At 33.1% G+C, this 13,073-nt stretch carries 10 protein-coding genes; 2 read left to right on the forward strand and 8 right to left on the reverse strand.

Features of this window, described 5'->3' with window-relative positions:
• Positions 1–158: 158 nt before the first annotated feature.
• The 8 genes from Q0X14_RS07955 to Q0X14_RS07990 form a co-directional block, all read right to left on the reverse strand.
• Positions 159–1,016, reverse strand: a complete 858-nt coding sequence (locus Q0X14_RS07955; protein WP_297836751.1) for a hypothetical protein — start codon at positions 1,014–1,016, stop codon at positions 159–161.
• Positions 1,017–1,041: 25 nt separating this feature from the next.
• On the reverse strand, positions 1,042–3,348 hold the full coding sequence (locus Q0X14_RS07960; RefSeq protein ID WP_297836754.1) for a 5'-nucleotidase C-terminal domain-containing protein: 2,307 nt from the start codon (positions 3,346–3,348) through the stop codon (positions 1,042–1,044).
• Between the two features lie 88 nt (positions 3,349–3,436).
• Positions 3,437–4,558, reverse strand: a complete 1,122-nt coding sequence (locus Q0X14_RS07965; protein WP_297836756.1) for a BamA/TamA family outer membrane protein — start codon at positions 4,556–4,558, stop codon at positions 3,437–3,439.
• Between the two features lie 122 nt (positions 4,559–4,680).
• Positions 4,681–5,142, reverse strand: a complete 462-nt coding sequence (locus Q0X14_RS07970; RefSeq protein WP_297836759.1) for a hypothetical protein — start codon at positions 5,140–5,142, stop codon at positions 4,681–4,683.
• The gene (locus Q0X14_RS07975; RefSeq protein ID WP_297836763.1) at positions 5,139–6,725 is read right to left on the reverse strand and encodes a hypothetical protein; all 1,587 of its coding nucleotides are present in this window, start codon (positions 6,723–6,725) and stop codon (positions 5,139–5,141) included. Before Q0X14_RS07975 ends, Q0X14_RS07970 begins: the two co-directional genes overlap by 4 nt.
• A gap of 69 nt (positions 6,726–6,794) precedes the next feature.
• Positions 6,795–7,487: a response regulator transcription factor gene (locus Q0X14_RS07980; RefSeq protein ID WP_297836765.1), complete on the reverse strand. Its 693-nt coding sequence runs from the start codon at positions 7,485–7,487 to the stop codon at positions 6,795–6,797.
• A gap of 2 nt (positions 7,488–7,489) precedes the next feature.
• A complete protein-coding gene (locus tag Q0X14_RS07985) occupies positions 7,490–9,943 on the reverse strand; it encodes a HAMP domain-containing sensor histidine kinase (RefSeq protein WP_297836768.1) in 2,454 nt (817 codons plus the stop codon).
• 109 nt (positions 9,944–10,052) lie between these two features.
• Positions 10,053–11,339, reverse strand: coding sequence for an MFS transporter (locus Q0X14_RS07990; protein ID WP_297836771.1), 1,287 nt, complete (start codon positions 11,337–11,339; stop codon positions 10,053–10,055).
• A 160-nt stretch (positions 11,340–11,499) separates the two neighbouring features.
• Here Q0X14_RS07990 and Q0X14_RS07995 point away from each other — a divergent pair, with 160 nt between their 5' ends.
• Entirely contained in the window at positions 11,500–12,231 is a 732-nt protein-coding gene (locus tag Q0X14_RS07995; protein WP_297836773.1) for an alpha/beta hydrolase-fold protein, read from the forward strand.
• Between the two features lie 21 nt (positions 12,232–12,252).
• The gene (locus Q0X14_RS08000; protein WP_297836775.1) at positions 12,253–12,876 is read left to right on the forward strand and encodes a phosphatase PAP2-related protein; all 624 of its coding nucleotides are present in this window, start codon (positions 12,253–12,255) and stop codon (positions 12,874–12,876) included.
• Positions 12,877–13,073: the final 197 nt, after the last annotated feature.

The following is a 13,073-nucleotide window of genomic DNA, read 5'->3' on the forward strand; positions in this document are numbered from 1 at the left end:
TTAAGTCTCAGGGCTTGATAAAGTGAAGCTGTATTTAAGAAATAAATTGTCAATCAGTTTTTTGACTAACGAAATTCGAAGACCGACTTTTTTGTGTTATACTGAGCCTGTCTGACTGTAGTCAGACAAGTCGAAGTGTTAGACACAAACTCAATATTTTATAAACCAAAATTCATCTGAACAAAAGGAGTGATAAAAAGATCTTTATTAGAATCTTTCACTCCCAACAGAAATTGCATTGAAGCACCGGCAGAAAGAAAATAATTGTTTCCAAGCGCAAAAGATAAGCCGGGTTTAATGTTCAGGATAGAAATATCACTTTCAAGATAAACATCATTGAGTGCCAATCCGCCACCGACTTTTACTTTGAACAAATTCTGTTGAAGATATGAAACCTGAATAAATGGATTTGCAAACCAATCATTGCGTGATGTATTAAAAGTAAGAGATGCAAATGGATTTACATTTGTCTTTTTATTTTCTTCAAGTGCTACAAAGTTAAAATCCAAAGCCCACGGAAGAAACTCAGCATCAGCATAATAAAAGGCAGAATAATAAGTTGATTGGAAATTAGCACCAAGATCTAAACGAAAATGTGAAGTTGAATCGCCACCACTAAAACCAATTCCGAAGTTACCTCCGACTCCATCAGATTCATCATCACCAGCATAACTCAAACCGCCAAAGAATGAAAATGTTCGGGAAATTTTTATATCAACATCAAGTCCGGCATTTAAAGAAGAAGATTTCCATTTAAAATTTTTACCATTGTATAAACTATCAGTGTATCTGTTATCATTATACTTGCTGATAATTCCTTCACTGGTATGTTTTGTTAAGCCTGAGAAGTTAACATTAAGTTTTACACTTTCATCCTGATTTCCATCAGATAAATGAAGTGGCGGTTGAACAAATGGAGATTCGACATCAGCATGCAGGAGGTAAGCATCTTTAATTGTGCAACCAGTCAATAAGATAATTGACATAATAGAAAGAAGTGAAATAAATTTTTTCATGCTTACCTCCTGGAAAATTAAATTTTTATTTCGTTAATACTAACTTTTTAGTTTGAATCTTATCGCCCGCCTGAAGCTGATAGAAGTAAACACCGCTTGGAACATAATATTTTGAAGCATCAAATTCAATCTCATATCTTCCAGCCGGTTTATATTCATTCACTAATGTGACAACTTCATTACCAAGTACATCATAAATCTTTAAGGTCTGCCAACTATCAAATGGCACTTGCCAACTGATTCTTGTGCTCGGATTGAATGGATTCGGATAGTTCTGATAAAGTACAAACTCATTAACAATTTCATCTTCTCCGGTTTCCTCTTTAGCAAAAAGTAAATTGTTAGCAAATGAAATTGTTCCATTCACTGATTGCAAACTCATATTATCAAATACTAGTTTGTCATTATCATTTTTGTCCCAGATTATTACTCTTAACTTATCAGGATTATTATTAGCCAAAAGCAAGTAACCGTAATTTCCCTGAAAGTTAATTTTGCCGGAACCTCTGAGCACAGCATTATTATTTTCAACTAAAAGCCAATCAATATTGCTGCTTCTGAATAACATTCCTAATCTTGGAATTGAAAGATTTACTCTGCCACAAGGATTAAAGTTCAATCCTTTATCCCAGCCATGAAATTCAAAAAACAATTTTGCATTTTGCATCTGAAGAGATGATTGTGTGGGAACAGTAACATTCATCAAACCGATTCCAAAGATTGATGATTTACTAACTCTGTCTCCAACATTCATTACTCTTCCGATTTCTTTTGGCATCAATACATTTCCCGAATTCATCACATATTGACTAACTGCCTGAAATTCGGTGATACCGGATAGTACATTCAAATCAGAGTAAGGAATTTGAAGATAGTTAAGAATTCCTATCACCATTTCGTTAGCTGTGATTGAATAAACCGCAGCAGGATTTAATGGCTGATTATTGATTTTAACTGAAACTACCCTTGAACCCTGTGGCTTTGTTCCGTCATAGGTGTATTCAATACCTGCACATTGGAGCATAAACTCATCACTCAATTCAATTTCAGATAAACCAAATTCAAGCCCGGCAATTAATGCAGCACCTGACATATTGAAAGTAACAAGTTGAAAACCGAGCGAGTTGATAGTGTTAAATCCATATCCGTTTAATCTGAAAATATCACCGGGAGTAAAAACTCCTTCCCACAAAGGAAGTGCAATTGAACCACCTGCCTGAATTGCAATGTCAGTTCCTGTGTATGATTTGAAAGCTTCAGCAACAAAATTTCCGGCTGGTGTATCGTGTGGTCCGAGACTTAACAGATCTGTTGCTTCTTCTTCAAAATATGCGACAGCATATCCCATTGGTTGTGTGTAAAATGGAATACCGTAGAAATTTTCAATATCAGTTATCATTGCATCAACTACTGCCTGAACAGTTAAATCTTTTTGAATATTCATATCAACCGGAATCAATTGATAGTCAATCATCTCAACTGAAGTTCCTGTGTTTACTAATTTTATCTTTCCTGCATACATATAATTTGATCTCGCCTGAACAATCCAGGTAGTGCCACCATATGAATTTGTAACTGTGATTGGTGTTTCAAATTTGTAATGATCATGTCCTCCGACAATTAAATCAATACCGGGAACATTCATTGCTATCTGCTGATCGATAGCAACTCCAAGATGTGATAGTAAAATGATTATATCACAAAATTCTGTATTTCTTAATGCCTGAACTGTGTTTAATGCAATTGTTGCTACATCGTCACTTATGATTGCAGGAGATGGATTTGAAATAAGATTTGTTGCAGGAGTTGTAAGTCCGAAGATTCCAACTTTAGTGTTACCAAACTGCTTTACAACATAAGGATAAACATAATTTTGCAAATCGCTGATTGAAGGATCAGAAAAGTCAGTGTTTGCAGAAAGTAACGGGAATGCATCTGAAGGATTTGGGAATGCATATTGCAATGAACCGAGCAATACACCGGGACCTAAGTCAAACTCATGATTACCAAGTGTCATTGCATCAAGTCCAAGTGAGTTCAGTAATTGTAATTCGGGAACATGAAAATTTTTGTTAAAGAATACATCACCAATAGAAATATCACCTGCGTGAAGAAACAAAACATTTGGTTCAGTCATTCTTGTAAGCCCAATAAGAGTAGCTATTCGGGAAATACCACCCAAAGTTCCCTGATAATTATTATCACGAGGACCTATTGCCTCAAGTGTTGAATGGGAGTCATTCACATGAAAAACAGTAATTGTATCTGGCTGGGAGAAAATCAGTGAAGAATAAAGAAGCACAAAAATCACTTTGTAAATTAAATTTTTCATTTTGTCACTCCTTTATAATTTGTTTGTTAATTACAACCTGAATTTGTTGAAGAAAATGATTCAAGTTGTCAAAAAATTGTAAAAAAAATCAGAACATATGACCGAAATTCAGATAAAGTCCTGAAGAATTCTCACTAATTCCAAAATCTGCTCTTACAATAAAATTATCCATGTAGAATCTGAGTCCAGCAACTGCTCCGAATAACCAACCAGCATCTCTGTTCAAATATCCAAAAGTTTCATTTTTTCCTGTTGCCAGGTCAATACCTACAATTCCACCGAATCTCCACCAGATTGGAAACCTTAATTCGCTATTGAACAACAATGCAGAATTAAAACAATATTTATCCATTGGAATGCCTCTTACTGTATTATTGCCGCCAATGTGAATTAATGAGAAGTATGATGACTCCTTAAATGCTGTAACTGATTCAATAGACCCTCTGAAAGCAAAAATTAAATCCTTTGAAAAAATTTCTTTATAAAAACTGTAAGAAAATAAAGTGCGCAAGTAAGCCATATCATTTAAGTTCAGATTTTTTGAATATTCAATTTCCAGCTTTGTAACTATTCCGGATTTTGGATTAATGAAACTGTTCCGTGTATCCCACTTCATATTTAATAATGCTGAAAAAAATATTGCTGACTCAGATTTATTGTTAAAATTGAAGATGCCCAAATTAAAATCCGGATCGTAAGCAAAATTGTATAAACTGAAACTCTTGAGCTGGAGTGCTAAAGTTGCTGTAAAGTCTTTAAGAAAAGCTCTGGACAAGAAAATTCCAGCATTTACCTTTTCATAAGTACCTATATCCTTATCTTCGATTTTCTCATCTGTATAGGGAAAACCAATGAAGGGATTCCAATTATGATAATATTTGTATTTAGTGAACTTATCATATTCAAATACAAGGTCCAGAGCGATTGGGTACTTTGTTCCCTGTCTGGCTTCAAAGTCTGGAATTGAATATACCAATTTATACCATCGTTCTCCTTTAGTGCTGTTAAATAAAATAAGGTCAAAACTTTCTTTTAATTTCAATTGATCAAAGAAAAATATTTTAGCTCCATAACCCAAACCAACATCGGAATCATAGCTTACGATTGGCAGCGCTTCAAATTTAGCTCTCGCCGAGTCTGTCTGACTAATGGCTGCAACATTAAGTGCTATCAGCAAGACAGTTAAAATATTTCTTATCCGATTTTTCATTATAAAAATTTATTTAAGTACAAGTAGTTCTGTTTGTTTATTTAATGTCAATAATTCAGATAGTTGTTCCTTATTGATTCCGTTAGGCATTCTTGCATAAATCTTTAACTTCTTAATTTCTTCTAATCCAAAATCTTTGTTCCAGGATGGTGATCGGGAGAAGCAGAATCAAATACCAGAGAAGTAATAGCTCCGGGAATCATTAGCATTAAACCAAAGATAAAACCTGAAGAGCTACCACTGTATGACGAACCCACAACTCCCAAGGCAAAAGCAGGAATAATCTGCATAAAAAGTACTCCTGTTGCCCAGCTATCTGAATATTCTTCAACTGTAACATTTTCAATTTTATTAAGCTTAGCAGAAGCTATTTTATTTCCTGTTAATTTCCCTTTCATATCTCTTTGGGCATCTAAATTTATTATCATTTCTTCATCAGTAATTGCAATTAGTTCACCTTCATAATGATTTCTTGAAATCAGCACAATTTCCACTTTATCACCATTCGGGCTAACAATAAATTCACTGCTACCGCAGGAATAACAGATCATCAGAATCAGTAAAGCACAAATCAGATTTTTCATTTTGCCTCCTTAAGAGGAATTTTAGCATTGAAGAATTCCTCTTCCAATAAATCTTTATTATCAATCCAGCTTGTAACCAGCTGATTAAGTGTTCCTTGAATATCAAACAGATTAAAAGTGTAATTGACATTTTGATTATTTATCCAATTACCTCTTATCCATTCATTGTAATATCCTTTTGATTCAATGAACAATGAGACTTTTTCTTTTGAGGGCTTTTGAATTTTATAAGTCAAGAGATAACTGTATCCGGGATTTGTAATGAGATAATGATTATCATCCGAGCTGATAAAATCAGAAATTTCATTTCTTATCTGTTTATTATAATCAGTAATCAGAAATGGATTTAGTTTTTCAATGGAGAAATTATTTTCAGATTCAGTGGTATCGAAAGCGATGTAGTCAATCATAAAATTATCCGGAACAAAGTTCAACCTAACCTGAATTTTTCCGTCATCACTTACAGGAATTTCAGTAACTGAATATTTCCAGTTGATAGGTCCTGCGTCCTGAAATTTACCAGTTTCAATCCAGTGATTATTTTCATAACATTGTATTGAAATCCCTGAGAACAAATTATATACAGCTTTAAACTGCATCGCATAAGTGTAATCATTATTCATTTTCTTTGTCCAATCAAGAGCGTTAATTCCCTGCGAGCCAATAACCACATCATAGAGTAAAGTTGTTGTCAATAAAGTATTCCTGTATTTGATCAGCATTTTAACCTTGTCTTTTGGTGGCTTAACATCCGATGTAATTTCGATAAAGTCTTTTACTGGTTTATCTCTTAACTCTAAAATTTTACCTTCTTCACTTCTGAAATAAATTTCATCATCGGATTTAAGCAATTCAGCAATATTTTTACCTGAACTTGAAGTAGCATCATTAGCAGGAATAAGTTCTTTGATTACGGTTATTCTATCATCATTTGTTTGAAGTACTTTTGAATCAGATGGATGTGTTACAGCAATTAAATTGAATTTATTTATGTAGTGTGTTTCAAGTGCTTCATTTGTAATTTTTAATTTAATTATACCATCGGATGGAATATCATATTTAATCATATCCAAATCATTATCTTCTAACTGACGGGAAATACATTTTGAAAAAAGTTCTGCTTCAAGAATGCATTCATTATCTGAAGGAACATAAATTGTGGGACAGGAACCAAAACAACATTTCGGACAAGCCAAACAATAAACTGCCATAAATGTAAGTGGTACACCAAAAAATAAATTCATCGCACTTGCGAAATACATTCCGCCTGATGTGGTTTCAACATATTGAGTAATCGCAGAGATACTGTCAAGAGAAATTATTGAATCTACTTTTAATATAGTACCATCATAATTATAGGCTTCATAATAACCTATTAGAGCATTATCATTACGAGTAAATCCATTTTTGTAAATCAGAATGTTATCATTCTTCAGATATACTTTGAATTGATCCGTAAAAGTTTGCGAAGATGGGAGTGTGTCAATATTTAATTTAACAGCTTCGTATGTCCGATAACAGCCCGACATAGAAATTATAAAAACACCAATCAACAAATACAAAAAGAAAATCAACGGTTTCATTTTTACCTCTCTTTTTCCGAGAGAAAACTAATTCAAATCAAAGAACTAAATGTCAGGAATTTGTAAAAATTAAGTCTGAATTTCTTTAATAAATTTATATCCGATTTTGTGCACAGTAATCAGATGTTCTGGTTCTGCAGGATTATCTTCAATTTTTTTTCGTAAGGAAAGAATGAAATTATCAACAGTTCTTGTAGTAGGGTAAGAATCATATCCCCAAACATCATCCAAAAATTTATCACGACTAATTACTTCACCTTCGTGTTGCACAAAGTAATGCAGAATTCTGAACTCAGTTGCTGATAGCTTTAATGGCTTTCCATTTTTGGTTACTTCAAATTTTTTGAAATCAACATTTACATTTCCGAATGAATAAGTATCAAAATCACCGGTGTCAAAGCTTACCCTTCTTAGTAATGCTCTGATTCTTGCGATTAATTCTCTCATACTAAACGGTTTTGTTATATAATCATCGGCACCGATTTCTAGTCCTAATATTTTATCAATGTCATCCTTCCTGCTTGTAAGCATTATGATTGGAGTTCTTACTGCATTTGCTCTGAGAGATTTACAAACTTCAATTCCATCAATATCAGGCAATATCAGATCAAGAATTATCAGGTCAAAATTTCCTTTTAAGGCAAACGATATACCTTTCTCCCCATTTTCGGATTCTGTCACATTAAATTTCTCTTTTGCTAAACTTTCTGCTACGGCCAATCGTATTGCCGGATCATCTTCAATTAAAAGTATTCTGTTCATAATCATTCCTCTGCCTGATTTTTATGGGGTAAATAAATTCTTAATTCAGTTCCGATATTTTCTCTGCTATTGATAATGATTTTTCCTTGATGAGCATCAATGATATTTTTGACTATCGTCAGGCCAAGTCCGGTGCTATCAGAATTTCTTCCTCTTGATGATTGATAAAAAGGTTCAAATATTTTATCAATCTCTGATTGTCGGATTCCGATTCCTTTATCTGCGAACGAAACGCAGGCATTGCCATTTTCATAAAAAGTTTTAATGGTTATTTGCTTTTCATCAGTTGAGAACTTAATTGAATTTGAAATTATGTTCTGAAAAGCTTCAATCAGAGCATCCTCATCAGCACAGATTAAGTCATCAAACTCAGACAAAGCAATCTTTAAATCAAATTTATTAATCGATAAAGTGTACTTCATTAAATCAACAACTTTCAGAACAATTTTATTTAAATGATTTTCTTTGAGTGAATAAGTTTTAAGTCCTTTTTCAATTTTAGCGAAGTCAAGTACATTATTTATTAATCTTGATAATCTGTCAGCTTCGCCATCAATTATTTCAAGATTTCGTTTGGTGATTTTTGAAATATCTGGTTCTTCTTCAAGGATTTTATTCACAAATAATTTGATTGAAGTTAGCGGAGTTTTCAAATCGTGAGATACTGACGAGACGAACAATGATTTCTGAATATTTAGTTCCTGTAATTTTTGTGCTTCAAGCTTTTCGAGAATTAATTGCTTTTGAAGATTTATCCTCCGTATTGTTGCTGCTGCTTCGTAACCAATATTTTTAAGAATCTCAATATCTTCAATTGAAAACTTCGTTGCTGATTTTTTCTTCCCGAGTAAAATAACACCATACAATTCACCTTCTTCCGATATAATTGGAAGAACAAGACTGATTTTCCATCTAAGCAATGTATTTTGATAAATTGTTGAGACCTGCGCTTCTGCTTCAACACTACTCCTTTCTGCTGCAATTCTGAAAAATTCTTTTTTCAATGTTTCTTCTTTTATAAATAAACTTTTACCTGCAATCGAATCAAAATTTTTATGCTTAGTTAATCGAAGCTGCTTTTTATCATTCTCGAAGAAACAAAAAGCAATTTTCTCGACTGGCATCAGACTATCAATTTTCCTGATCAGAAATTCTGATAGCTCATCTGTGTCGTTGTATTGTTTTATTTCAGTGAGAAACCGACTTAACTCTTCGTTAAAATTATATTGTACCCGAAAGAACAATTTATCAACATACTTTTGAACTTGATTTTTTAGTGGTTGAAGCAGTAATGCAATTAAAACCGCTGAAACAATTGAAACCGTAGTTTGATTTGTGATTGTGAAGTTTGAAATAATTAAGCTTAGAATGGATACATAAAGAATAATAAGAATTGAAATAACGATAGTGTAAACAATACTTCGGTTTATCAGATAGTCAATATCAAGCAGATGATATTTAACTATTGCGATTGTAAATGATATCGGAACGGCGCACATCAATAGTAAAATAAATTCCTCAGGAACAAAAGGTTTACCTAAAGTTAAAATTGGTAATGTCCAGAGAATTGCAAATCCAAGCGGACCAATTAAAAATCCATATAAAACCCATTTAAGTTTTTTTCTAGATGAAATCTCTTTTTCATTAAAGTAGCTGAAGAGAAAATTAAGTATGGAAAAAATTATGCAGGCAATCAGAAATATTCTTGATGTATTGAATGCAGTAAGGTAATCATTAAGATTCGCCGTGTTCACTTCAGAGAGATACGATTTATAATAAATGAAATTGAAAATGCCGAGAGCAAAAGCTATCAGATATCCCGGAATAATTATGTATTCAAAAAACTTTTGGCGTTTATTTGGAAAAACAAAAGTAAAATGAGCAAAAAGTAGAGGCACAATTGAATATGAAAAATGAAATGGAATTCTTGAGATGAAGTATGGAACAACAAAGGACTTATTGATATTTGCCCAGGTTAGATCAATCATGCAGGCAATTCCAACAGAAGCCCAATGAAAAATATTTGCTGCAACATCGTTTGGTTTTCGGACAATAATAAATACAGCGGTCAGGAAAAACAGAAGCGAAGTAATAGAAATGCTTAACAGATACCAGTTTGAATAAAAATTGGTAAGCGCAACTTTTATTTTCTCTAATGAAGTATCAAGACGAACTTCTACTAAAACTGTTTCACCAATATTTTTAGTATCGGTAATCAGTTCAGTTGCTTCCGAAGAACTGACAGCAATATTATCAATCGTTACTAATTCTGAATTGTTAAGGAAATGATAAGATGAGTTTGGCTCAGATTTGATAAATAAAGCGCTTCCCTTTGTATCGATTTCGAAAGGTAGTTTTGCTTTCTCGGAAATCTGGTAGACACCAATTATACATAGCAGGAAAAGTAGAGAATCAACTACCAGTATAATTTTTTGTTTAATAGACGCCTCATTCACACATACCTCAATGTTTGTTGAAGAGGCGCAACAAAATTTTTAGATGCGCTATTTAAAGATAACTATATCAAAAGCAATATTAAATCTCTACTTATTTACCTTTTAGCAATTAGTCCCGCTTTTGATGCGAAACAAATTTATTGTAAAGTGCCAATCCAATAATTGTAGCAACACCAATAAGACTAAATATTATCCACAATGTTGAAGGTTGATTTAATTTATCAACAAAATGAACATAAAGATTTGCACCTAAAATGCCACCGACAAAACTTCCAAATACGCCGTATAAAAATGAATAACCGAGATAAAGAGCTTTTTTATCTTCGGGTGCAATCAAACCAACATAACTGATGAACTTAGGATGTGCTGTCATTTCACCGATTGAAAAAATTATTATTCCAATCATAAACACCCAGATATTCGTATTGATTGCAAGAATTGCCATTCCGATTGTTCCCATTGCAATTCCTGTAATCATTGTCGGGAGTGCTTTGGTATGTTTAACAATGTTAGAAACAATTATTTGAAGAAGAATTATAGTTCCGGCATTTATTACAGTAACATGCTCAACATCAAATTTCCAGTTGAAATTAATTCCAACAGCATTAAATATTCCGTTCACAAAATTGTTGAGCGAAGTTGCATCAACATATTTCTGAACATACCATAGTACGGAATCAAACATCTGAAAATATAAAATCCAGAATCCGGAATAAATCAAAATCAAGCCGATAAATTTGAAATCTGTAAGAACAAGTACAGCGCCTTTTAGAACTTCTGCAAGTGTTTTCTGACTTTCAGGTTTTTTTGGTTCTTTGTAAATGAAGAATGTTGGAATAAGCATCGCAGTAGTGCAGATTGCCGATGCAATCATCACATAATTCCAGCCGAAAGTATTTTTTATGTAAGGAACAAGTATCAGCGGAAATAAAAATGCTCCGAGATTTATTGACCAATAATAGATTCCAAATCCAAGTGTGCTGTTACTTTCATTTGTTTCGCGGGCAATTGTTCCTGAAATCATTGGCTTGAAAGCGCCCGCGCCAATTCCCATTATTACAAGACTTCCAAATACCAATGCATAATCTGTCGTCTGACTGGTTAAGAAATATCCAAGTCCGAGAAAAATAAAAGCGAAGGTTAAAGTTCTCTTGTATCCAAATCTATCACCAACTGCACCGGCAAGAATAGGAAGAATATAAAGTAATGGCTGAATTGTACTTTTAATTACTCCTACACTTTCTTTAGAAAAGTTTAATTGATCTGTCATATAAACAGAAAGTATGCTCATCATTCCGTAGTATGAACCTCTTTCAAAAAATTCCATCATTATTACAATCCAGTAATTGAGTGAAAAGGATTTGAAAATGTTAATATTCTTTTTTTCTTCAGTCATATTCTTACCAGGTTTAGTTTTCTGAATTTTTACTTATGCAAGATAAATAAAGAGATAATTTCACCATAAAATAAGGTGTAAAACAGTTTTAATTTTTTTCTCAATTATTTACTTTCACTTATAGAATTTAAAAATTTCCACAAGCACAAAGAGGGATTAAATGAGCAGAGAAATCCACCGATGGTACAGCCCAAATCTTAATAAAGACATGGAAATAGTTGTTTACGGAACTTACGGTTATGCTTTGCTTATGTTTCCAACGGCAGCTGCAGATTTTCTGGAATATGAAAGATTTCATTTAATTGACAGTATATCTCCGTTTCTTGCACAAGGAAGATTAAAAGCTTTTTCAATTAACAGTATTAACAGCGAAAGCTGGCTGAACAACTCAATGCATCCGGCTCAAAAAGCTATTCGTCATCAGCAATATAACAGATATATTGTTGAAGAAGTTGTTCCATTTATTCATGCACACTGCAAAGGACTTGTTCCGATAATTACAACTGGTGCATCACTCGGTGCACTTCACGCAGCAAATAATTTTTTCCGTCGTCCTGATATTTTTTCCGGAACAATTGCAATGAGTGGGAGCTATGATTTGAAAAGCTATACAAAAGGTTATTATGATGATAATGTTTATTTCAATTCACCGGTGGATTATCTTCCTCACTGGAATGATGAATATATGTTAAATCAGATGCGGAAAGGAAAAATAATTATCGCAACCGGTCAGGGTGCTTATGAGGATCCCGATGCTTCAAAAAGATTGTCTGATATTCTTAATGCAAAAGGCGTTCGTCACTGGCTTGATTTATGGGGTTACGATATGCCACACGATTGGCCGACCTGGAGAAAAATGCTGCCGTACTTTCTGGATTTCATTAAATTTTAATTAAGCTGTTTAAGGGGAATAATGACCTGGAAAGAGTTTCTGTCAGTCAGACGAAACAAGAATGAAATGCTAATAACATTGATTGCATTAGCAGTTGTTCTTTTCGTTTTGACAAAATTTCTTGTCTATGTTGAATCCCGAAATGGAGTTTCATTTTATGATCCAATTCTAGCTCTTTTTGAACCAATAGACTTAACCTGGTTAACTTTCACATTAATTTATGGTTCATTAATCGCAGCTTTGATTTATCTTATTCCCAAACCTGAAAAACTATTTTTTACTATTCAGCTTTATACTTTAATGGTTGTTGTAAGAATGATTGCAATGTGGCTTCTGCCATTAAATCCACCCGAAAAAATGATAATACTCGTTGATCCGTTTGTTGAATTTTTTGGGACAGGAAAAACATTAACAAAAGATTTATTCTTTTCAGGTCATACGGCAACTTTGTTCATATTGTTTTTATCAACTGATGAAAAAGTCCTTAAAAGAATTTTTCTTCTTAGCACAATTGGTGTTGCTATAAGTGTTTTACTGCAACATGTTCATTATTCAATTGATGTTTTTGCAGCTCTGATTTTTACTTATGCAAGCTATTCAATTTTGAAACTTGCTATACAGTTCTTTAAGAAAGCAATTAATTGAATATTTCACCCATTCAGAGTTTTTTCAGTCTTAACATTTTTATTAAAAATATATGCTCTTTTCGTGATAGTGGGTTTATCATTACTTGTGTCTTCTAAAGAATGATAAAGATATATGGTATAAGAAGAGACTATTAGAATCTTCATTGTAGGGTTCGGACTCTGTCCGAACCGCAAAAATTCAACACATCAGGAACG

The sequence above is a fragment of the Ignavibacterium sp. genome (assembly GCF_025998815.1).
Taxonomy (GTDB): domain Bacteria; phylum Bacteroidota; class Ignavibacteria; order Ignavibacteriales; family Ignavibacteriaceae; genus Ignavibacterium.